Origin of the sequence: Variovorax paradoxus (assembly GCF_030815975.1) — a bacterium.
Lineage (GTDB): Bacteria > Pseudomonadota > Gammaproteobacteria > Burkholderiales > Burkholderiaceae_C > Variovorax > Variovorax paradoxus_N.
Map to the genome: position 1 here is coordinate 3,595,496 of NZ_JAUSXL010000002.1, position 20,937 is coordinate 3,616,432.

General features: G+C 61.9%; 20 protein-coding genes and 1 pseudogene. 15 read left to right on the plus strand and 6 right to left on the minus strand.

The window, feature by feature from the left end:
* Positions 1 to 47: 47 nt before the first annotated feature.
* A complete protein-coding gene (locus QFZ47_RS20660) occupies positions 48 to 995 on the plus strand; it encodes a LysR family transcriptional regulator (RefSeq protein WP_307657400.1) in 948 nt (315 codons plus the stop codon).
* A 130-nt stretch (positions 996 to 1,125) separates the two neighbouring features.
* Here the strand turns inward: QFZ47_RS20660 and QFZ47_RS20665 are convergent, their stop codons facing one another.
* The gene (locus QFZ47_RS20665) at positions 1,126 to 1,707 is read right to left on the minus strand and encodes an IS3 family transposase (protein ID WP_307657401.1); all 582 of its coding nucleotides are present in this window, start codon (positions 1,705 to 1,707) and stop codon (positions 1,126 to 1,128) included.
* 349 nt (positions 1,708 to 2,056) lie between these two features.
* Between QFZ47_RS20665 and QFZ47_RS20670 the strand changes: the two genes are divergently transcribed.
* From QFZ47_RS20670 to QFZ47_RS20735, 14 genes and pseudogenes are all read left to right on the plus strand, one after another.
* Positions 2,057 to 2,293, plus strand: coding sequence for an Arm DNA-binding domain-containing protein (locus QFZ47_RS20670; protein ID WP_307657402.1), 237 nt, complete (start codon positions 2,057 to 2,059; stop codon positions 2,291 to 2,293).
* Positions 2,294 to 2,434: 141 nt separating this feature from the next.
* Positions 2,435 to 3,376, plus strand: coding sequence for a LysR family transcriptional regulator (locus QFZ47_RS20675; protein WP_307657403.1), 942 nt, complete (start codon positions 2,435 to 2,437; stop codon positions 3,374 to 3,376).
* Positions 3,377 to 3,502: 126 nt separating this feature from the next.
* Positions 3,503 to 4,492, plus strand: coding sequence for an ABC transporter substrate-binding protein (locus QFZ47_RS20680; protein WP_307657404.1), 990 nt, complete (start codon positions 3,503 to 3,505; stop codon positions 4,490 to 4,492).
* Between the two features lie 2 nt (positions 4,493 to 4,494).
* Positions 4,495 to 5,298, plus strand: coding sequence for an urea amidolyase associated protein UAAP1 (locus tag QFZ47_RS20685; protein WP_307657405.1), 804 nt, complete (start codon positions 4,495 to 4,497; stop codon positions 5,296 to 5,298).
* A 12-nt stretch (positions 5,299 to 5,310) separates the two neighbouring features.
* Positions 5,311 to 5,985 (plus strand): urea amidolyase associated protein UAAP2, encoded by a 675-nt coding sequence (locus QFZ47_RS20690; RefSeq protein WP_370880600.1) that lies wholly within the window; start codon positions 5,311 to 5,313, stop codon positions 5,983 to 5,985.
* The gene (locus QFZ47_RS20695; protein WP_307657406.1) at positions 5,982 to 6,773 is read left to right on the plus strand and encodes an ABC transporter permease; all 792 of its coding nucleotides are present in this window, start codon (positions 5,982 to 5,984) and stop codon (positions 6,771 to 6,773) included. Before QFZ47_RS20690 ends, QFZ47_RS20695 begins: the two co-directional genes overlap by 4 nt.
* Positions 6,774 to 6,775: 2 nt before the next feature.
* Positions 6,776 to 7,528 carry an ABC transporter ATP-binding protein gene (locus QFZ47_RS20700; RefSeq protein WP_307657407.1) on the plus strand — a complete coding sequence of 251 codons (753 nt, stop codon included), beginning with the start codon at positions 6,776 to 6,778 and terminating at the stop codon, positions 7,526 to 7,528.
* Positions 7,529 to 7,536: 8 nt separating this feature from the next.
* Positions 7,537 to 8,214, plus strand: coding sequence for a nitrile hydratase subunit beta (gene nthB, locus QFZ47_RS20705; RefSeq protein WP_307657408.1), 678 nt, complete (start codon positions 7,537 to 7,539; stop codon positions 8,212 to 8,214).
* Positions 8,215 to 8,217: 3 nt separating this feature from the next.
* Entirely contained in the window at positions 8,218 to 8,811 is a 594-nt protein-coding gene (gene nthA / locus QFZ47_RS20710) for a nitrile hydratase subunit alpha (RefSeq protein ID WP_307657409.1), read from the plus strand.
* Positions 8,808 to 9,161: a nitrile hydratase accessory protein gene (locus tag QFZ47_RS20715; RefSeq protein WP_307657410.1), complete on the plus strand. Its 354-nt coding sequence runs from the start codon at positions 8,808 to 8,810 to the stop codon at positions 9,159 to 9,161. The genes nthA and QFZ47_RS20715 overlap by 4 nt, the downstream gene beginning before the upstream one ends.
* The gene (locus tag QFZ47_RS20720; RefSeq protein ID WP_307657411.1) at positions 9,158 to 9,841 is read left to right on the plus strand and encodes a cysteine hydrolase family protein; all 684 of its coding nucleotides are present in this window, start codon (positions 9,158 to 9,160) and stop codon (positions 9,839 to 9,841) included. The genes QFZ47_RS20715 and QFZ47_RS20720 overlap by 4 nt, the downstream gene beginning before the upstream one ends.
* A 43-nt stretch (positions 9,842 to 9,884) precedes the next feature.
* Positions 9,885 to 11,234, plus strand: a complete 1,350-nt coding sequence (locus QFZ47_RS20725; protein WP_307657412.1) for an allophanate hydrolase — start codon at positions 9,885 to 9,887, stop codon at positions 11,232 to 11,234.
* A 15-nt stretch (positions 11,235 to 11,249) separates the two neighbouring features.
* Positions 11,250 to 11,523, plus strand: a pseudogene (locus QFZ47_RS20730) (aldehyde dehydrogenase family protein); the annotation flags it as partial.
* Between the two features lie 382 nt (positions 11,524 to 11,905).
* Positions 11,906 to 12,259, plus strand: a complete 354-nt coding sequence (locus QFZ47_RS20735; protein WP_307658982.1) for a helix-turn-helix transcriptional regulator — start codon at positions 11,906 to 11,908, stop codon at positions 12,257 to 12,259.
* Here the strand turns inward: QFZ47_RS20735 and QFZ47_RS20740 are convergent.
* The 5 genes from QFZ47_RS20740 to QFZ47_RS20760 all read right to left on the minus strand — a co-directional run bounded on the left by QFZ47_RS20740 (position 12,187) and on the right by QFZ47_RS20760 (position 20,743).
* The gene (locus tag QFZ47_RS20740; protein WP_307657413.1) at positions 12,187 to 13,566 is read right to left on the minus strand and encodes a tyrosine-type recombinase/integrase; all 1,380 of its coding nucleotides are present in this window, start codon (positions 13,564 to 13,566) and stop codon (positions 12,187 to 12,189) included. The genes QFZ47_RS20735 and QFZ47_RS20740 overlap by 73 nt on opposite strands.
* A 387-nt stretch (positions 13,567 to 13,953) precedes the next feature.
* Positions 13,954 to 15,192, minus strand: coding sequence for a phosphatase PAP2 family protein (locus QFZ47_RS20745; protein ID WP_307657414.1), 1,239 nt, complete (start codon positions 15,190 to 15,192; stop codon positions 13,954 to 13,956).
* Between the two features lie 83 nt (positions 15,193 to 15,275).
* Complete coding sequence (locus QFZ47_RS20750; RefSeq protein WP_307657415.1) at positions 15,276 to 16,571, minus strand: ArgE/DapE family deacylase; 1,296 nt, start codon at positions 16,569 to 16,571, stop codon at positions 15,276 to 15,278.
* Positions 16,572 to 16,653: 82 nt separating this feature from the next.
* Complete coding sequence (locus QFZ47_RS20755; protein ID WP_370880644.1) at positions 16,654 to 18,759, minus strand: TonB-dependent siderophore receptor; 2,106 nt, start codon at positions 18,757 to 18,759, stop codon at positions 16,654 to 16,656.
* Between the two features lie 190 nt (positions 18,760 to 18,949).
* Positions 18,950 to 20,743 (minus strand): hypothetical protein, encoded by a 1,794-nt coding sequence (locus QFZ47_RS20760; RefSeq protein ID WP_307657417.1) that lies wholly within the window; start codon positions 20,741 to 20,743, stop codon positions 18,950 to 18,952.
* Positions 20,744 to 20,937 lie beyond the last annotated feature (194 nt).

The following is a 20,937-nucleotide window of genomic DNA, read 5'->3' on the forward strand; positions in this document are numbered from 1 at the left end:
AGATTTTTAAATGGTCGGGTTGGTCCAACATCTCGAAAAGGAATCGTATGGAAGTGGCAGATTTGGCGACCTTTGCGGCGGTCGCGCGGTGCGAGGGCATCACTCGGGCGGCAAAGGAATTGCACACAGTCCAATCCAACGTGACCAACCGCATTAAGGCGCTGGAAGACGAGGTCGGCGTGCAGTTGTTTGAACGGCATAGCCGAGGGGTCGTTCTCACGAGCGCTGGCCAGCGGTTGCTGCCCTACGCTGCGCGGGCCGCGGCTCTATTGCAAGAGGCCACGGCCATTACGCGCGAAGACGGTGAAGCAAAAGGTACGTTGACGATCGGGACGATGGAAACGACGGTTGCCGTCCGGCTGCCGCCCATCCTGGCGGCCTTCGGTGCACAATGCCCTGCCGTGCAGCTTGTGGTGAAGACAGGACCTACCGCAGACCTACTGGAGAAGGTGCTGGCGAGCGATGTCGACGCTGCGTTCGTCGCAGGTCCGGTAGACCATCCCGAGTTGAAGGTGGAACGGGCATTCGAGGAGGAACTCGTCCTCGTCACGTCGCGCCGTTGGCCTGACTTGTCCGCCTTGCGCAACGACCCGAGCCCGATCACGGCGCTTCTCTTCCGAACCGGTTGCTCTTATCGCCAACGGCTGGAGCAGTTGCTTGCCCAAATTGGCAAACCATCGTTCAAGCGCCTGGAGTTCGGGTCGCTCGATGGCATTCTCGGTTGCGTTGCGGCGGATGTCGGCATCTCTCTTTTGCCGAAGCAGGTGGTGGACAGGTACCCCTCGCAATCCGAGCTGTTCGTGCACCAGGTCGATGTCAGCATTGCCAGAGCGCCGACCTACTTCATACGCCGCAAAGAGGCTTTTGAAACGGCGGCAATGAAAGCGTTTGTGGAGTGCCTGGCGACGAAGTCATCGCCAGGCTCGAATCCCTACCCGCTGATCAGCCTTGATGCTTCCTCCAAGTCAGAGCTGCAGGCCTTCGGACCTCACTAGCTCCATCCCCGGATTGAGCTCAAGTGCGGTGCAGGTGCCTGAGCGACGGCTCGAAGGAGTACATCGACATGATGCTTAAGGCGATCGTGGGCATGGAGATCGAGATCACGGCTGGTGGGCAAGATCAAGCTCAGCCAGAACAAGGACTGTTGATTGGAGTAAACCCCTGCGGCTGGACCACGCGGGTCATCAAAACCGAGCCGCCTGCTGAGCGAGTTGGGATTCGAATTCGTGGGTGGACGGTAGCCGAGCGCCGAGTGCAGCCGTTTGGCGTTGTAGACCTCTTCGATGAACCGCGGCAATCGCGTTGCCATGTCAGCGAAGGTCTCGTAGCCACCCGCACGAGATCCGGGCGACTGAGAATCACGTTGCGATAAAGGTTCGGGAAGATCTGCGAACCGTGGTCACTGCCGGTCGTGCGAACAAACCGCCGGCGCGGCTTGATCCCCAAGCCATGCATCTTCATGAGGCGCGCGATGCGCTTGTGATTGATGAGGTGACCACGGCGGCGCAGTTCGTCTGTCACGCGGCGGTAGCCGTAGCCCGGGAGTTCGTCGCGGATGCTCTCGATGAACTGCACCACCTGCAGGTCGCTCAGGACGGTGCCGGCTTCGCTGGCGCGGTAGTAGAACGTGCTGCGCGGCAGTTCGATCACTTCGCACCCCCGTCGGATGGAGCAGGCTTCGGGCCGGTGATGGACGAAGCGAACCATTCCTTCTTGGCGGTCTCGTCAGATCTAGCGTTGTAATGTTGCCGACGGCAACTCACCGAAGCGCTCCTTGTACAGCCTCGCGAACAGGCCAAGGTTGGAGAATCCCAATCCCGAGCGATCGCCTGCCCGAGTAGTGGCGCGACCTGTAGCGGTTCTTTCGATTCCGCCCCAGCCACCATCTTTCTTTCTCAGTAGATCCCAAGTCAGCTCAGAAGCCCTTGTAAATCAAGGACTTATCCTCAAAAAGGCGGCTCGAGCGGTGTCTCTGAATTCCACAACGTCCCGTTCTTGCACGTACCTACGGTGTACCCCAGACTGCTTTTCAACCGCAGTCGATTTTGTGTACACCATGGGGCAACTCAACGAGCTTCAGATCAAGGCGGCAGCGCCTTGTGACAAGGAATATTTGCTGGCGGACGGCGACGGTCTATACCTTCGCGTGCGCCCGACCGGCAAAGTGTGGGTCTATCGCTACAAGCGGCACGGCAAGGAGGCCAAGCTCAGTCTCGGGGCACTACCCCGGTCGTGGCGCTTGCCGCCGCGCGCAAGAAGGCGCGTGCCGAAGCAGCGGGAGAAGTCAAGGTAAAGCCCGAGTGCAGGCCCTACCCCTAATGATGAGGCGCGCGGTTTCAGAAGACGATTTCTAGTGACCGGTCACCAGACTGGTGCGTGCCCCGTGTAGTGTTGGCATCGGGCTTGCATGTGCAGCCATTTTTCGGAGTTGCACGTGGTTGTCAGTGATATCGACGTCCGCTTGTTGAAGGTCTTTCGCGCTGTTGTCGAATCCGGAGGATTCGCAAATGCTCAAGCCATCCTCAACGTAGGAACCTCGACTATCAGCACCCAAATGTCTCAGTTGGAGACGAGGCTCGGCTACGTGTTGTGCCATCGTGGTCGAAGTGGCTTCAGGCTGACCGAAAAGGGCGAGTCGTTCTACCGCCTCGTTATTGAACTCTTCCAGTCCGTACAGAATTTTGAGGTGCAAGCGGGGTCTTTGCGCGGAGGAATGGAAGGTCAACTTCGCATCGGATTCATCGACAACATCATCACGGACCCGATGTCGCCATTTCGAGGGGCGATCGAAGACTTCCGCCGGCACCCGAGGAACCGCGCGCGCCTTCTGCTCGAGGTGCTGTCGCCTCAGGATCTAGAACGAGCTCTGCAAGAGCATCGCCTTGACGTCGCGATCGGTGTCTTCTACAGCCGGCTCCGAGGTTTGGCGTATGAACAGCTATATCAGCAACGAGACGTGCTGGTCTGTCATCGTGACCACCCTCTCGCACAGATCCAGAGCGAAATCGAACTCGCACAGGCACTACCGGCCAGCAACAAGGTGCTGAGGTCTTTCCTAGGCACTCATGAGTTTCCGTTTGTAAGCCCAGGCGGTGCCTCCATGATCACCAGCGTGAGCCATATCGAAGCAGCAGCGCTACTGATTCTCACCGGTGATTGCATCGGCTTCCTGCCACGGCACTACATCAAGCAGTGGGTGAACTCGGGTGAGCTGGTCGAGCTTCTTCCTGATCAGCTCTATCGCGACACGCATTTCTCCATTGCGACGAGGGCCGATCAGCAGCACACAGTTCCCGCCCTGCATGTCTTTCTCAGTTGCCTGCGCGCCGCAAAGGTGCATTTGGATGGCACCGTACAGGTGCGCCTGGCTGCGTAGTTCGAAAAACTCCAAACATACTTCGATTCGCCGCAATTTAACCGCGGCAACCTCCTCGATAGAGTGACTTCTCAGCAGCAATAGCTGGCGCAGCCCGCACCAGACGCTGACTGAAAAGGACGTGAAATGAAGAGGTTCCTCGTGGGATTGGCCTGCGCCGCTGCGTTGGCCGGGGGTGGTGCGAACGCGGCAGACAAGCCGCTCACCAAGGTGAAGGCCGGCCATCTTGTCGCCATCGACATGGCGCCGCTTTTTGTCGCCAAGGAGAGCGGCTGCTTTGCAAGCCAAGGCCTGGACGTCGAGACTCTGTTCTTCGCAAATCCAGGCGACAACAACGCCGCGCTTGCCGGTGGCGCGATCGACTTCAGCACGAATCCGTTCACCTTGCCCTTCTTCGCTGCGAACAGCGGCGTGCCAATTCGCGTGGTCTCCGCAGCAGGAGGCTGGGGCGTGATGGAGGTGGTTGCCCAGGGCAAGCTCGGTTTGAAGTCGATGGACGACCTGAAGCCATATGTCCAAGCCAAGAAGCGGAAGCTGAAGATCGCCACCCTCCAAGGTGACACGCTCGAACTTATCCTGAAGCGCGACTTCAGCCGCCTCGGAATCTCAGAAAACGACGTCGAGCTGGTCTACTTCAACGACCTGATCGCCATGGTTGAGGCGTTCCGTAGCGGGCAGGTCGATATGCTCAGCCACATCAAGCCATACACGACTGACATGGTGGTGAACAAGGGCGCAACTGTGCTGACGACCAGTGCCAAGACGTACTCGGTTACAACCCCGAACACAGTGGTCAGCGTTCTCGAGAAAACCCTCAAGGATCGCCCGCAGGTCGTCCAGGCCTATCTAAAGGGCCTGATATGCGCGGCCGAGATCATCAACAAGCAACCCGAGAAGGCAGCGCAAATCCTCACCGCGGGCAACTACTTCCGGGTGAACGAGAAGGTCTTGCTTTCCTCGTTGAAGTCTGCCCCCGCGCCAGTGAGCTTCGTGCCAGATATCGCGGTGATTCAGAGCGTGGTGGATGAGCTGACCAAGCTCGGATACGTCAAGGGCACCGTTGGGACCTCGGACATCTTCCGCCTCGACACCATCAAGTCCTTGGAGAAGAAATGAGCATGTCTACCCAAGCAGCGGGCGCAGCTCTCATGTTCGAAGACCTTCCGAAACTTGCCCGCGACGCCGTGCCCGAGCATTCGACGCGCTACTCGCCAGAACTCGAGCTATGGCGCGAGGAGATGCCCGGCGGCTGCCACTGGTCCGGTCTCCTGCGTCGTGGTAACACCCTCCGTGTCACCGCACGTGGTGCAAACGCCAATGTGTCTGCACTGTTCTACAACTTCGAGGATCGCGGCGAACGCTACAACATGCCCGACACCTTGAAGATCCAAAGTACCGCTTTCATTCGCAAGGGGCTGGTGTGCTACTCCGACATGGGAAGGGTACTTTGCTCGGTCGCTGATTCGAACTGTGCATGGCACGACACCATTGGTGGACTGATCGACGGCCCCACCGTGGAGCGGCGATACGGCGTTCGGAGATTTCAGGAACACCGCAACGACATGTTCCGCAACGCGCACGACGGGTTCCTCACAGAGCTCGGCAAGTGGGGTCTTGGTCGTCGAGATCTCGTGCCCAACGTGAACTTTTTCAGCAAGGTGCAGGTAGACGACGACGGCGCCATGAGCTTTGCCCCAGCCCATTCCAAGGATGGTGACTTCGTCGACCTGCGCTTCGAGATGAATGTGCTTGTCGTGCTCGCCAGCGCGCCTCACAGGCTCGATCTCAGTCCTACATACGCCCCCCCTACGGTGGAGCTTCAATGCTGGCGCTCAGGAACCGCAGGGAAAGATGACCCGTGCCGCCAAGCCATGCCCGAGAACAGGCGCGGCTTCATGAACACCGAACGGTATTACCTCTGAGATCGCCTCGCTATGAAAATTCGAATTGTCGAAAGCTCGCTTGATCCCGCCGACGCACTGATCGACACCGTCCATCCACCTGGCACTCCCTGGGTCAAGCTGGTGAAGGCAGGGCAAACGTTCCGCATCGTCGATCTCGAGGGCAATCAGGCCGTCGATACCCTGTTCTATAACGCGGCGGATCTGAGCGAACGCTACAGCCTGCTGCACACGATGCTGGCTCAAAACAATCTGTACCTCGGGGTCGGCACCGCCATCATGTCCAGTGAGAACAGGCCGATGATGACGATCACGGCTGACACCTGCGGAAGACATGACACCGTGGGCGGAGGCTGCTGCTCTTCCGAGAGCAACACAGTTCGCCATGGGCTCGACAAGCGCTTCATGCACAGCTGTCGCGACAACTTCATGCTCGCGATCGGCGAGCATCCGGCCGGCTTTCAAAAGCGGGATGTCGTCTCGAACATCAACTTCTTCATGAACGTACCGATGACGTCAGCGGGCCGCCTCACCTATGAGGATGGAATCTCGGGGCCAGGTAAATACGTTGAAATGAGAGCGGAGATGGATGTCCTTGTTGTCATCTCCAACTGCCCGCAGCTCAACAACCCTGCAAATGGCTACAACCCGACGCCTGTCCGATATCTCGTATGGGACGCGCCCGTCACCGTTGCGAGCCCCACATGACCTTCGACACGAAGCCGCGGAAGGGTGCCCCGCTGATCATCGGCGCGCTTTCCATCGCAACACTCCTCGGTGCATGGGAACTCGCCGGTATGCACGGCGGAGCGTTGGCAAGCGTCCTTCCACCGCCTTCCCAATTCCTACGAAGCATTGCGCAAAGCAACTTTCGAATCGGCCTGGGTTCTCAGGCCGCGACAGTCACGCAGTCGCTTGCGGCAACCTTCTTTCGCGTCTTTCTCGGAATGGCAATTGCCTTCATCGCCTCGATTCTCACAGGGGCTCTGCTGAGCCTTTCACGTGTCGCGACGTGGAGCCTATCGCCGATCCTCCAGCTGCTCGCGCCCATCGCTCCCATCGCATGGATTCCAACAGCTATCGTGGTCTTTGGAATCAGTGACATCACCGCGATTTTCATCGTGTTCATGGGGGTCTACTTCATCCTCACGCTTGCAACGTTGAATGAGATCCGGCGCATTCCGCCCGAGTTTCAGATCGTGGCGGGAAACCTTGGCGCGACACCGGCGCAGCGCTGGATATGGGTGACCCTACCGGCGATCTTGCCTGGCGTCTTCGTGCTCCTGCGAACCAATTTCATCGCTGCATGGATGGCCGTTCTCGTCGCAGAGATGGTTGGGCTTCGAGATGGGCTAGGCGCGATCATCATGATGGGGCGAAACCTCTTCAACAACGAACTCGTGATGTTCGGTATGTTGGTCATTGGCATCACTGGATATGTCGTCGACCGCATCCTGCTTCTCATCGGGCAGCGTGTCTTGTGGTGGCGGGTGTGAGCGTGAGCGAAAAATCTGAAGCCAGCGATGCATTTCGCGTTGAAAGACTCACAGTCGATTTTGGAGCTGCTCATGGACCGCTCCAAGATTTCTCGCTAGCCCTTCGAAAAGGCGAGATCACTTGCCTTCTCGGTCCCTCTGGGTGCGGCAAGACAACCCTGCTGAAGTCGCTGGGCGGCTTTGTCGTCGGCCGGGATACTGGAGGTGTCCTGTTCGAAGGGCGGTACCTGAATGGGCCCACGCCAGACATCGTGATGATCTTCCAGGAGAACAATCTTTTCCCTTGGTTGACCGTTCGAGGCAACGTGGAGTTTGGACTCAAGTTCAAGGGTAGATCATCCGGCAAGGCCAAAGTCGTGGACGAGATGCTTCATACCGTGGGCCTCGCGGAGGCGGCGACAAAGTACCCGCATGAGCTGTCGGGAGGCATGCGCCAACGCACGGCCATTGCACGTGCCCTTGTTTCGGGTCCTCGTGTCTTGCTGCTCGACGAGCCCTTCAGCGCGCTCGACATCAGTCTGCGCAGGCGCATGCACGCTCTCATGCTCGATCTTTGGGAGAAGACCGGGACGACGATGGTGATGGTCACGCACAGCATCGAAGAGGCAATCCAAGTAGGTCATCGTGTACTCGTCCTCGGAGGGCGCCCGGCCGAGGTCTTGATCGATGCGGACACGTCGGAAGGAGCCATGAAGGATCGGTACTCGCCGGAGTTTCTTGCGTTGCAACAGCGCGTCGAAGCCGTCATCTACTGAGGCTCGGAATGAACGGGATACATGACATGGGTGGTCTCCACGGGTTCGGCCTGGTCGAGCAAGAGGTGAATGAGCCCGTCTTCCATTCTTTCTGGGAGAGCCGAGTGTTCTGTATGACACAGGTTCTCGATACCAAGGAGATTTGGAACCTGGACGAGCATCGCCATGAGATCGAACTGATGAGTCCTGATGACTACATTCGCTCGGGCTATTACGGCCGCTGGCTATTCGCGATGGAACGCCTCTTAGATCGCAAGAACATCCTGCGGCGCGCTGAGATCGAGAGGCGGGTCGAGGATCTGGCGACGCACGTGGAGTCCTTGTCTGTATGCGATGCGCCGAGGGACTGGCCCAGGCGAGATGACCAAAAGGTTCGTTGGGGTGCGTGGAGACATGAGGACAGCGTCAGTCCGCGGTATCACGTAGGCCAACAGGTTCGCATCAGGAATATTCACCCTGAGGGCCACACACGCGTCACCGCCTACGCACGGGGAAAGGTTGGCGTTGTTGATCGCGTCAACGCCGAGGCATGGGTCTTCCCAGACACCAGAGCTCACTACAGGGGCGAGCGGACTCAGGCGGTCTACGGTATTCGACTCTGTGCGGCCGATCTCTGGGGGCCCCAAGCTGAACCCAACACCACCGTGTTTATTGACCTCAGCGAGGAACACCTCGAGGAACCTTGACATATGAAAACGCATACCCCGCCAGAGAAACCCTGGCAAGCGCTCCGTACCGAAGCAGTGGAAAGCCTCCTTGTAGAGCTCGGTGTCATCAAATCCGAACAGGTCGACGAATTCGTCCGCCACTATGAGGAACGCGTTGGCCCTAGGGGCGGCGCGCGTGTTGTTGCCCGAGCCTGGGTGGATCCAGATTTCAGGACAAGGCTTTTGGCCGACGGGCTAGCAGCCTGTGCCGAGTTGGGATTGGGCGGCCCTGAGACGGAGAAGCTGCATGTGGTGGAGAACACGTCGAGCGTTCACAACGCCGTTGTTTGCACGCTTTGCTCGTGTTACCCCTGGCCGATCCTGGGTGTGCCGCCAGCTTGGTACAAATCCAGCGCCTACCGTTCGCGCATGGTGAGGGAACCCCGCCGGCTTCTGGCCGAGATGGGGCTGGTGATCGATCCTTCGGTTGAGATCCGCGTGTGGGACAGCGTTTCAGAGATTCGCTACCTTGTTCTGCCTGAGCGTCCGGCTGGGTCGGAAGGGCTCGACGAGGATGCGCTTGCCACCCTGGTGACGCGTGACTCGATGATCGGTGTGGCGAGGGTCGTGCTATGACTGGCATTGAAGCAATACCCGAATCGTTCCCAACTCCCTGGGCTGCACGAGCGTTCGCACTTGTCAGTGCGCTGTCGCAATCTAAATGGATCGACCTCAAGGACTTCCAGCGCGAACTGATCAGATCGATTTCTGATCATGAGCGCGGCGGCGCGTGCATTGCCGATGAAGCGTCCTACTACGACTGCTGGATCGAAGCGCTGACGGCCCTTCTCCATTCGAAGGGCTTCCCGATGTCGCGAATCGAACTGCTCGAAGATCGGATCCGGAAGAGCCTGATCGCAGCTACCCACGTGCATGGCGACCATGACCATGAGCCTGCACCCATCTATACGGAGAGAAGCCTGTGAAGAAGGTCGAGGCAAGCCCTTATCAGTTTCCTATTGAAGGCCCCTTCAGTGCGCCGGAGACGGCGCTGATCATTATCGATATGCAGCGTGACTTCTGCGATCAGGAGGGTTACATGGGGCGTAGAGGGGACGACGTGACTGCCGCCCAATCGCTCATCCCACGGATCTCGTCGTTGCGGGACGCCGCTCGCGCCGCCGGCGTGCATGTGATCTACACCCGTGAGGGCCACCACCCCAACCTCGGGGATCTACCGAAGAACAAACGGGCGAAGACTTGCCGAGCGGGTGCGGAGATCGGATCGAGTGGAGGACTGGGGCGCTTGCTTATCAGGGGCGAGCCCGGTTGGGACATCGTCTCCGAACTGACTCCCTCCGCGAATGAGACTGTCATCGACAAGCCCGGAACCGGGGCGTTCTATGCGACAGACCTGGAGCATCGGCTGCGCTCGTCACGCATCTCGCAAGTCGTACTCGTCGGCGTCACCACGGGAGTATGCGTGTCCACCACCGCAAGAGAGGCGTCGGATCGAGGCTTCGACGTTCTCGTGCTGTCGGATTGTTGCGCCGAGCCGAACGCCCGAACTCACCAGATCGCACTCGAGCTCCTGCAGGTCGAAAGCGGGTACATCGCCGCGGTATCGGACAGCGCATCCCTGACCGACGCACTGAAGTGTGATTAAACGTGCCCTGCCGGGCAAGCATAGAACCCAAGATCCGACTGACATGAATTCCGCCATTGAACCCAGCATCCAAGCCCTTACGCAGAAATTGCACACAGGCGATCTGAACCCGCTGACCGTCGCCGAAGAGGTCATACACCGACTCGAGCGGCATCGTGAGAATCCCATTTTCATTGCGACCAGTTCCCCCGAAACATTGCGCGAAAGGGCGCACGAGCTTGCCAAGCTGAACGCGGCGGACCGCATGTCGTTGCCACTCTTCGGCATACCTTTCGCCGTCAAGGACAACATCGACGTCGCGGGCATCCCCACGACTGCGGGATGCCCAGAGTACGCCTACGTTCCGGAGAAGACCGCGTTCGTCGTGCAGAGGTTGCTGGCCGCTGGCGGCATGCTTGTCGGAAAGTGCAACCTGGACCAGTTCGCGACCGGACTGACCGGCATGCGCTCCGTGTACGGCAGCCCGATCAATCCGTACAGCCCGGACCATGTGTCGGGCGGATCAAGCTCAGGCTCGGCCGTGGCCGTCGCCTGCGGCATCGTACAGTTCTCCTTGGGGACTGATACCGCTGGTTCAGGGCGGATTCCAGCGGGGTTCAACAATATCGTTGGCTTCAGACCGTCCAGCGGGGTACTGAGCGCAACCGGTGTGGTCCCATGCGCCCGCTCCCTTGACACCATCTCGATCTTTGGGAACTGCTCGGACGATGTGCGTCGGGTGCTCGCGGTTGCCGCTGCCTACGATGGCGCCGATCCATTTTCCGTTCGCGTGCAGGATGGCGGGGCGCAGATTGCTGCTCCCGTCTATGGGGTCCTCGAGCCGCGGGACGATCTGTTCTTTGGCGACAAGCAGGCACGTGCAGCGTACGAGCGGGGACTGAATCGGTTGCGAGCGCTGGGTGCACAGACCAAGGTGATCGACTTCAAGCCATTCAAGGCCATCTCCGACATGACCTATTTCGGGCCCTCGATGTCAGAGCGAACCGCAGTCCTGGGTGACTTCATCGCGAGTCATCCGGATGCCACCTACACCGCGGTGGTGCGCGATGCCATCGTCAATGCTGCAAAGTTTTCGGCAGTCGATGCTTTCTCGATGCTCCACGAGGTCAAAAGGCTGGAAAGGCAAATCGAGCGGGAGACTTGGTCGCAAGTCGATGTTCTGTGCGTTCCGACTTCACCGACGATCCACACCCGAGACTTTGTTCGTGAGAATCCTGCCCTTGGTTCAACCAGCCTTGGCGACTATACGAACTTCGCGCCGTTTCTCGGGTTGCCTGCAATCTCGATTCCAAACGGCTTCCGCCCGGACGGGCTGCCGACTGGAATGATGTTCGTCGGGCGTGGGCACGATGACTCCAAGCTTCTGCAGGTCGGGGAGATGTACCAGGCTTGAACTTGCTTGCGCCGCGAGCCGTTTGGACCGATCGCGGCACTGTCTACGTTCCAACGCCTTGAAGAAGCGATCGAGGAATCCAATCGCCTTCCTCACGGCCTTGCGGGATACGCCTTCACGCGATCTCTTACTTCCGCCGATGTGCTCACGCGGGACATGGAGGTCGGGATGCTCTGGATCAATCAGGCTGCATCCGGCTCCGCAGAGCTTCCCTTCGGCAGCATGAAAGACTCGGGCTACGGTTCGGAGGGGGCCTGAGGCTCTCGAGGCGCCCTGCCGGCGATCTTAGGATTCCGCCCCAGAGTGCACAGTCGTTTGCGCGGGCAGGTGGATGCGGTGGGACTGACCCCCACATGCTCTCGACCTTCATCGCGTGCGATCGGGGATTCAAGGCGGCGCTGCGGATCAAGCCCACGAGGCCGGTCGAGAATGGAAAGACTGGCTTGAGCGATTGAATCGTAGCTGGACTACGACAGTTGCGATCAGTCCAAGTCGCTGACAAGGCACCCCAGCTACTAAGCTGAGCGTACTTACGCTGCTGTGCGCCCTGATGGGTCGTTCTCGGCTGCACTACAGGGCACTCTGTTGTCCTGATGTTCTCAGGAGTGTGCAGCTTGTCTACGATTGAATCCGATGACCCCCGAAAGGCCGGTCCTGGTGTTCCACACCTGATGACCGCTGCGCCGGCCTTCTTCCGCATCGCCGACGTGATGCGCATCACCGCCTTGAGCCGCGCCACGGTGTATCGTCGGATCGCCGACGGGATTTTCCCGCCACCGGTGCATTTGGGTGGGCGGGCCTGTGGCTGGACGCCGGCAGCGCTCCAAGCCTGGATCGACAATCCCGGCGGCTACCGCGCACCTCGCACGCCACGTGATGACGGTGCTGCAGTGATGCCAGCATCGCCAGGGGAGAGGAGGGTGGCAACAGATGCTCTGAAGCGAAGCGGGCTTCAGCCGTCGAGCAGGACTGCGTCGAGTCGCTCGCCCAGCTTGCGCCAGGCTTCGCGTTTCTCGTCGGCGTAGTCATGGTGAAGGTAGTGCCGGCGCACCTTGCTGCCCGGCATGACGTGGTTTTGGCAGCGGTCGATGACATCCAGGCTGATGCCGAGCGACTGCATCATCGTGGCCGCGGTACGGCGCAGATCATGCGGGGTCCATTCCCCGTTCTCCCCTTTGGACAGCACCAGCGTGTCGTCGTTGCGGCGGTTCTTGAGCGGCTTGCGGTTCTTGAAGCCCATCTGTCTGTCGCCGACCTGCTTGGAAACGGTCTTGACGTCGATATGCCCTTCTTTCTGACGGGCAGGGAAGCACCACGCGCTCTTGCCTTCACCTTCGCCAGTGAGCCCGTGCAGTTCCTTGAAGTGGCCAAGCGCGAAGTCCGATAGGTAAACCTGCCAGTCCACGCGCGTCTTGGTGTTCTCGCGCGGAACGAACCAGGTGCCGGCCTCGAGGTCTATGTGTTCCCATCTGGCCATCAGCAGCTCGCCGATGCGGCATGCGGTGCCGAGGCAGAGCCACAGGGCCAGTTGCGTTTCCCGTTGCAGCGGACGATCGGCGCTGCGCCGGTTCTCGGCCGATTCATACTGCGCCAACGTCGTCGCGAAGATATCGCGCAACTCGCGGATTTCGGCAGGCTTGAGGACACGTTCGCGGATGACCGGCTCGTAGCCGCTGGGCACCACCTGCTTGGTTTCGACCAACTCGGCCGGGTTGCCCTCGCTGAGTAGCGCTTTCCAAGGCTGTCGCTTGATCGCCCAGCGATACATCTGCCTGATCTCGGACAGCATCCGCTCTGCCGTGCGCCCGCGGCCACGGCTGCGACCGACCTTGCGCAGCGCGTCGCGCAGTTCGATGTCGGTGATGCCGCGTACCGGCTTGTTGCCGAGGCGGGGCAGGATGTCCTTGTCGAACGTGCGGCGCAGTTCGGCGTTGCCATCAGAGCGCTGGACGCCGTTCTCGAGCCAGGCATCGAACATGTCGCTCAGGGTGGATGCCTCGCGTTTGCGCTGAATTTCCGAAGCGATGAAGGCCTCGCGCTGAGCTACCTGCTCGGCCTCGCGTTCCATCATCGCCACACGCGGGTCGGCACCGGAGGCGATGCGGGTGCGCTCCTCGGAGGCGGCTTGGCGTGCCTTCGCGAGCGACACGTCGGCGGCGTTGCCCAGGGCCAGTTTCTGGCGCTTGCCGTTGAACCCGTAGACCAGCAGCCACGACTTGTAGCCCGTTGGCAGGATACGCAGAAACAACCCGCCGCCGTCGGCCATCAGGCGTTCTTTGTCTGTTGCTTTGGCGGTCTTGACTGCCCGATCTGTCAGTTGAAAGTGAGCCATCCTGTCGTTCCTGGTCAAGGGACCGCGAGGGGTGGCCGAGCACTTGTTCGCATACTCCAGCGTCGATCCGCGACCCCCGGTAATCTGGGAACAGAATAGCTCAAAAATGGACTCCGTGGGAACACAGTGGGAACAATTTGCACGCGCTTGAAAGATTCACCTTCAGATCGCTTGGTGCTTATCAAGAGGATAAAGTCTTTTATAGACAATGACTTGGAGTGATTGCGGCTGCTCCATAGCGTCTCAGATTGTTGCACTAAGTTGGTGCATTTTCTCGAATTTACGGCCTGTCACGCCGGGGGTCGCGGGTTCGAGTCCCGTCCACTCCGCCAGTCAAAGAACGGGTTGCATCAGAAATGGTGCAACCCGTTTTCTTTGGGCCTTGCGCTACGCGTACGAGCGCTCGATGCCACTGGCAGCCGCATCCCGGCTCCCGCTCAATCTTGCCTGCAGAATGGCCAGGAGCGCCAGCACCGGCAAGGCCAGTTCGAGGATCTCCTCGAAGCTGAGCATCAGGTAGCCGCGAAGGGCCGCGGAAGAAGAAGAACCAGCGGTGAACAAATCCGGCGGCGCCGCAGGCGAAGCAGGCAACTGGTCGAGGATGATCGCGGCCCCGATGACCGCCACGAAGGTCAGCGAAGTGGCGGCTTCCGGGCGCCATTGGCGCCATGAGCGCATCGCGCGGCTGGCCGACCATGCGCGCCTGGCCAGCCATCCGGCTGCGGCCGCAATGCCCGCGAGGATGGCCGCACCGGCAAACATCCGCGGAAGGGGCGCTTCGAAAATGCCGGCGCCGAAATGCGCCAGATGCCAATCCGCCTCGCGCGCCGCAAAGGCAAGAAGCAGGACGCCGATGGCCGTGCGGTCCAGGCGCGAGAGAGATTCCAGGCGAACCATCAGGAGGCAAAGCACCGCGGCCAGGTACAGGAGCACCGTGCCTTTCTCGACCGGCCCGTCTTCCTCCAGCATGCCCGGACCGATCATGCCGGGTGTGTTCGAGCCGACCCATGCGGCGGCGAGCACGAACACCAGCACCAGGCAAGGTCCGGCCCTGCCGTCGGCCAAGGCGCGCAGCGGCCGCGCGAGAGCTGCTGCAGCCTGGGGAGCGAGCCTCGGTGCCGCAGCCTGCAGCGCAAGCAGCGCGGCGGCAATGCCCGCCCCCAGCAGCGCGCCTGCAGCGACATCGAACGGAAAATGAATGCCGACGTAAACACGCGCCCAGCACGTGGCGATGGCCGCGGCAAGAATGACGAGCCCCACGTCGCGCATCGGGCGTCGCAGCAAGAGCGTGAAGGCCATGGCGAACATCACCGAGGCATGCGTGCTGGGCAGCCCCGCGCGCAGCCCGTGCGGGACATGCGCAGGGCTCAGCCCCATCATGAAAGGACGTGGCAGGCCCACGGCGGCGGCGATCTCCTGCGAGATCAGGGAGGCCGCTCCTCCGGCCGCCAGCACCGCCAGCACGCAAGGCCGTTCCGCAACACGCCGCCACGCGGCCCAGGCAAGAACGGCCGCGCATGCCCACGACGAGCCCAGCGCGATGGCCGATGCGAACCGAAGCACCGCGGGCGAGGGAGAGAAGCCTGCCGCGAGTGCATCGAAGAGGGCGAGATTCAGTGGGTGCATCCTTTTGGTTTCACTTTCCTTGCGCGTTCGAGCCGTTCATGCGGAAGCATGTGGGATGCATCGTAAAACGACCTTCGCCCAGATCAACCGATGCGCTCGACCCCGCACCAGCGCGCCATGAACACCGCCAGCACGGCGCTCACCTGCATCAGGCTGTCGATCGAAACCCATTCGTCGATGCCGTGGATGCTGGAGCCCGTGGGGCCATAGCAGACCGCAGGAGTCTGCCCGTAGATGTTGAAGAATTTCGCGTCCGTCGTGCCCGTGAAGGCCGTGGGTTCGAGTGCCTGCCCGACGATGTCCTGGTGGCATTTCGAAAGCTCGGTGACGATCGGCGAACCCAGGTCGAGGTCGAACCCGTCGGCTTGGAAGCCTTCGTAAATCAGCTGGTAGCGCAGGCTCTCGCGGGCCGGATGCGCGGCGTACGCGGAAGCCAGCACGGTCTCGACTTCGGCCTTGGCGCGGGCCACGTTCATGTCGGGATAGAAGCCGATGCGAATGTCGCTGCGGCAGGCCGAGGGAACCGACGAAGCCCATTCGCCGCCCTGGATCTTTCCGAGGTTGAAGTTGATGGGATGCGGGTGGTGCGCGTAGCTTCGATAGCGATTGGCAGGCTCGTTCCAGCGCTGCTCGAGCTTCTTGAGTTCCGAAAAAAGGTACAGCGAGAAATCGGTGGCGCCGACTCCGGTCTGCGCCACCGAGGCATGCACGGGCTTGCCCAGCACCTCGAGCGCGAACCACAGCACGCCCATCTGGCAGGTCATCACGCCGCCGAGCGGCTCGGGGATGATGGCCGCATCGGCGCGATAGCCCTCGGCCAGGCAGGCCAGCGCGCCGTTGCCCGTGCACTCCTCTTCCACCACCGACTGAAAATACACCGGCGATGCCGGTTCGAGGCCCAGCGACTGCAGCGCCGCATACGCCATGGTGTACGCCGCAATGCCGGCCTTCATGTCGGCCGAACCGCGGCCGTAGAGTCGGTCCCCCTCGATCACGGGTTTGAAAGGCGGATGCTTCCAGAGCACTTCGGCGCCGGTCGGCACCACGTCGATGTGGCCGTTGAAGATCAGCGAGCGGCCCTTCTGCGGCCCGCGGGGCTGGTGAATGCCCACGACGTTGGTGCGCCCCTCGTACGAGACGATGGACGGCGAGTAGCCCGGATGCTGACGGATCTTTTGCTCGTCGATCTCGAACTGGTGCACGTGCAGGCCCAGCTTCGCGAAGGACTTGGCCATGAAGGCTTGCGCGCCTTGCTCGTGTCCCAGCAGCGAAGGATGCGCGACGAGCTGCTCGAGCATTCGAACGGCCGGCGCGCGCAGCGCGTGGGCCGCCTCCACGATGGCGGCTTCGCTGATTGGATCTTCGGTGAGCTTGGGCATGGAGTCGGGGCCGCCTGCGTTGGCGGCGCTGGAAGAAGAAGGTCATTCTTCCACGCCCGGCGGGCGCCGCCCAGCCAACGCCCTAGAAGTCCAGCTTGGCGCTCAGGCTGAAGGTGCGCGGATCGCCGGGCTTGATGTAGTTGTCGTACTGGTATTCCCAGTAGCGCCTGTTCGTCAGGTTGTTCACCGCCACCCGGAAGGTGGCGTCGTGGCCGCCGAGGCGCGTCGAATAGCTCGCGCCGATGTTCGCGACGGCATAGCCGGGGAGCCTGAGCTGGTTCGAGGCATTGAGCATGGTGCTGCCCGTGTACTTCGCGTCGGCCGAGAGCTTCAGGCCCGGCACCTGCGGCACCGCATACGACACCTGCGCCGTGGCCACGAAGTTGGGTGCGCCCGCCACGCGGTTGCCGATGTTGTCGTTGCCGCGCCGGTACGAGCTGTCGAGGAACATCAGGTTGCCGCCGATCTGCCACTGCGATCCCAGGCGCGTGGAAGCGGCCAGTTCCAGGCCCTGGTAGATCGACTGGCCGTTCTGCACCAGCACGTTGGCGCTGTTGGCGTATTCGGCGCCGCGCTCGATGCGGAACAGCGCGGCCGTCGCGCTCCAGCGCTCGCGGTCGGTCTTGATGCCCAGCTCGTACTGCTTGCTCTTGAGTGGCTTGAGCAGCTCGCCTTCATTCGCATAGAGGTTGCTGACCGAGCTGCCCTGCTCGAGCGATTCGACATAGCTGGTGTAGAGCGTGGTGTCCGGCGCGGGCTTGAACATCAGCGCCAGCGTGGGCGTCAGCACGCCTTTCTTGGCGTACTCCGAGGTCTTGGCGCCGTTGGTGCCGTAGCCGCTCTGTTCGTAGTTGGTGCTGCGCAGGCCGGCCAGCACCGACCAGCGGTCCGACAGCTTGATGGTGTCGCTCGCGAAGACCGCGCGCTGCACGATGTCGCTGTTGCGGTAGAGCGCGAGGTCGGTCGTGCTGGCATAGGCATTGGTGTTCTGCCCGAAGATGCTGCCGGTGCCGATCCACTGGTAGACGCTGTTGCTGCTGTAGTCGTTGACCTGCTTCTGCCACGACGCGCCCAGCGTCAGCTGGTGCTCGATGCTGCCGGTGCGCAGCTTGCCTTCGGCCATGGCCTGCCATTGGTCGAAGCGATGGCCCTCGCGGGTGTCGGAGCGGTAGTCGTCGTAGGTGCCGCTCGCATCCTGCAGGTAAAGAATGCCCTCGTTGCGGCTGCGCTTGGAAGTGCTGTGGCTGTAGCTGGTGCTCAGGGTCCAGTCGGGCGTCAGCTTGTACTGCAAGCCCGTCGAGTAGAGCTGCAGATCGGTGGCGAGGTGCTGCCCGGGGCCCAGGAGCCGCTGGTCGTCGCCGCGCACGGCGGTGGGCAAGCGGCTGCCGGTGTACGCGCTGGTGGAGATCGACGGCGTCTGGTCCGTGGACTTGCGCTTCTGGTACAGCGCGTCGAAGGTCCAGGTCAGGTCGCGCGTCAGCCTGGCGTCGAGCGCCAGCGACACCGAATCGCGGCGGATGCCGCCGTCGTTGAAGGTCTTGCCTTCCTCGTGCGTCGCGTTGAGCCGATAGCCGAACCGGTCGTCGGCGCCGAAGCGCCCGCCCAGGTCGACATGCTCGCTCCAGATGCTGCTGGACTTGTAGCCGATGTCGATGCTCCGCACCGGCTGGTCGGTCGGCTTCTTGGTCACGTAGTTCACGATGCCTCCCGGCGAGCCGAAGCCGTACATGAAGCCCGACGATCCCTTGAGCAGTTCGATCTGCTCGAAGTGCTCGTAGGGCAGCGTGATGGCGTAGCTCAGGAAGGGCTTGCCGTCCATCCGGTAGCCGTTCTGCCAGTCCAGCGGCAGGCCGCGCACGGTGATGTAGCTGGCCCAGCTGCTGTAGGCGCCGCTGTTGTCGGAGACCGAGGCATCGAGCGCGAACACGTCGCCCAGCTTGGACACCTGGCGCTCCGCCAGGTCTTCGCTCCTGACCACGGTGGTGGAGAAGGGCGTTTCAAGCTGCGTGCGCGCGCCCAGGGCGCCGCTGCTCACCTTGGCGCCGAGATGCTGGGGCGTTGTTTCTTCCACCGCGGTGGCCGTGACGGTCGGCAGCGCGGCGGCGGCCTTGTCGGTGGCTTCCTGGGCATAGGCACGGCCGCTCTGGGCGGCTGCGCACAGGACCAGCAGCGTGGCGCCGGTGCCCAGGCCGAGCGTCGAGTGCTTGAAGGAAGGGAAGGGGACGATTCTTGGTGCCGGGCGAGCGACGGCTGGCGCCGCGCCCTTGAGTCTTGGGTTCAACAATTGCTATCTCTGGAGATAAATAGCAATCATTATCATTCATGAGTTGGGAGGAATCTTGTAGAACTTCCGGATTGCCCCGGGGTTTTCCGGTGCGTCAACGCAGCAGGCCAGCCACCATGTTGACCGCGCCTTGATAGTTCTCGCGCGCATGGCGGCGCTCGAATTCGTGCAGCCGCGCAGCAAGTCCGGCTTGCTGCGCCGTCACGCCCGCCGGCAGCGCGCGCACGGCCGATGCCTGCGCCAGCGCGTGCTCCAGATCCTTGGCCATGTGCTGCGAAAGCGGCCAGCCGGCGCCCAATGGCTCCAGCCGCCAATCGGCCCAGTCATGGATGCGAAAACTGCCATCCTCTTCCCTGAAGACTGCATTGCTGGAGAGGTGGGGCAGCATCAGCTGCAGCGGCATGGCCTGCATCGCCTGTACCAGGGAGGGCCAGGCGAGCCGCAGCGATTCGATGGCGTCCGCCTGCGCCTTGTTGCGGGCGGCGGCTTCCAGCAATGCGTCGAAGCGGATGTGCGCAAGCCGCTCCGGCAGCAGGGCGCGCGAGCGGCGGTAGCGCTCGACAAGGCCGGGCGGTGGCTCGAACGCCATCAGCCGGATGCGCAATGCCGAGACGCCCTGCGCATATTCCGTTCCGTTCGTGCGCCGGGATTGGGTGTTCCAGCGCATCAGGTGGCAGGCAAAGCCGCTCACGCGCGTCTTGCCGAGCCATTCGAAAGTCGGCAGTCCGGCCGCGCCAAGGTCCAGCAGATCGGCTTCCTGTTGGGCCGCCGCGTCGCGCGCGTGATCCAAGAGCTTGAAGAGAAAGCCATGGCTCGCACCACCTTCGCCGCCGAACGGCCTCACGAACAGTGCCTTGATGTTGCCGGCACCCAGGGTCCGGGTCTGCACGTCCAGCCGCATGCCGTCGAGCGGCAGGCCGAGCTGCGCGCGGAGGATCTCGCGCATCCATTGCTCGCGCCGGGCCGGTTCCAGCAGCTCGTCGAATGGGCCGCGAACCGCCGCGGGTGCCTGCCACTGCACGCCGGGCAGGAAGAGGGCGCGAACCTGGCTGCGCTGCCTGTCCAGCGCGGCGAAGTGAAGCACTACGAAGGCGATCTGCTGCAATGCCTGGCGCAGAAGAATCAGTGCCACCAGCACCATGAAGAGCGGCGGCAGCGCATCGTGCCAGTATTGCCAGACCACGAAGGCCAGCGCGAAGAAGAATCCACCCTGCACGAACCCGCTCATCAGGCGGTTGAGCGCATCGCGCACGCCATGTGCCAGGCTCGGCCGCCACGCAATGGCGACGTGCAGGGCCAACGGCACGAGGCCGCACCACAGCAGCGCCGCCAGCAGCATGGCGGGGTACAGAGCGGCCAATGCCGCCATGGCCAGGCCGGCGAACACCAGGGCGGCGGCGCTGCGCAGCAGGCGTTGATAGGCTTGCCGCGCGGTCTTCGACTGGTTGTTGAACAGGCCCGTTTTCTCGCTGGCTTGCCATTGCTGCTGCGCGCCGCGCTCGCACAGCCAGCCGATGAGCTTCTCGGCCGCCAGATGCAGTACATAGGCCGCGACGATGGCGCCGCCGACGAGCAGCACCTGGGTCTTCTGCGGCATGTCGGAAAGGGTTCGCGGCAGCAGCGTGGGCACCTGGGAGCCGGTCAGCATGACGACGAGCTTCCACGGCAGCCAGAGCGTCATCAGCAGGCTCAGCTGCGATGCGAGGACCGTTCCCACGACCAGGACCACATGGCCCGGCGTGTGGGCCAGCAGGATGCGGTAGACCGGCAGGCATGAGCGCACGGCGCGCAGCATGGCGGGGTACATCCCGGCAGGCCGGTCAGGTGCCTCGATCGCGATGCCCATCAGTGCAGGGCTGGCGCGGCCTGAAAGGTGCAGACAAGGCATCTCGCAAGTGGTTCATGGCGGCTTCGCTGGAGGTACTTTCGGCCGGCCGGGACTCATCCGTTGCGGGGGGCGGCGTACCCGGCGCGCCAGTATGCCATCGGCAACGTCAAGCGGCCGATGCCGCTTCGGGTGCAGCGGCGACAGAGCGGTTTTCCTGCGACAGGGCCTCGTTCTTCGATGGCTTGACTTCGCGT

Bases quoted from the DNA above. Each gene is read 5' to 3' on its own strand.
- QFZ47_RS20735 (WP_307658982.1), top strand. From the start codon at position 11,906: ATGACCGCTGCGCCGGCCTTCTTCCGCATCGCCGACGTGATGCGCATC.
- QFZ47_RS20695 (WP_307657406.1), top strand. From the start codon at position 5,982: ATGACCTTCGACACGAAGCCGCGGAAGGGTGCCCCGCTGATCATCGGC.
- QFZ47_RS20715 (WP_307657410.1), top strand. From the start codon at position 8,808: ATGACTGGCATTGAAGCAATACCCGAATCGTTCCCAACTCCCTGGGCT.
- nthA (WP_307657409.1), top strand. From the start codon at position 8,218: ATGAAAACGCATACCCCGCCAGAGAAACCCTGGCAAGCGCTCCGTACC.
- QFZ47_RS20670 (WP_307657402.1), top strand. From the start codon at position 2,057: ATGGGGCAACTCAACGAGCTTCAGATCAAGGCGGCAGCGCCTTGTGAC.
- QFZ47_RS20760 (WP_307657417.1), bottom strand. From the start codon at position 20,743: ATGCCTTGTCTGCACCTTTCAGGCCGCGCCAGCCCTGCACTGATGGGC.
- QFZ47_RS20725 (WP_307657412.1), top strand. From the start codon at position 9,885: ATGAATTCCGCCATTGAACCCAGCATCCAAGCCCTTACGCAGAAATTG.
- QFZ47_RS20740 (WP_307657413.1), bottom strand. From the start codon at position 13,566: ATGGCTCACTTTCAACTGACAGATCGGGCAGTCAAGACCGCCAAAGCA.
- QFZ47_RS20665 (WP_307657401.1), bottom strand. From the start codon at position 1,707: ATGGTTCGCTTCGTCCATCACCGGCCCGAAGCCTGCTCCATCCGACGG.
- QFZ47_RS20750 (WP_307657415.1), bottom strand. From the start codon at position 16,571: ATGCCCAAGCTCACCGAAGATCCAATCAGCGAAGCCGCCATCGTGGAG.
- nthB (WP_307657408.1), top strand. From the start codon at position 7,537: ATGAACGGGATACATGACATGGGTGGTCTCCACGGGTTCGGCCTGGTC.
- QFZ47_RS20680 (WP_307657404.1), top strand. From the start codon at position 3,503: ATGAAGAGGTTCCTCGTGGGATTGGCCTGCGCCGCTGCGTTGGCCGGG.
- QFZ47_RS20690 (WP_370880600.1), top strand. From the start codon at position 5,311: ATGAAAATTCGAATTGTCGAAAGCTCGCTTGATCCCGCCGACGCACTG.
- QFZ47_RS20660 (WP_307657400.1), top strand. From the start codon at position 48: ATGGAAGTGGCAGATTTGGCGACCTTTGCGGCGGTCGCGCGGTGCGAG.
- QFZ47_RS20745 (WP_307657414.1), bottom strand. From the start codon at position 15,192: ATGCACCCACTGAATCTCGCCCTCTTCGATGCACTCGCGGCAGGCTTC.
- QFZ47_RS20685 (WP_307657405.1), top strand. From the start codon at position 4,495: ATGTCTACCCAAGCAGCGGGCGCAGCTCTCATGTTCGAAGACCTTCCG.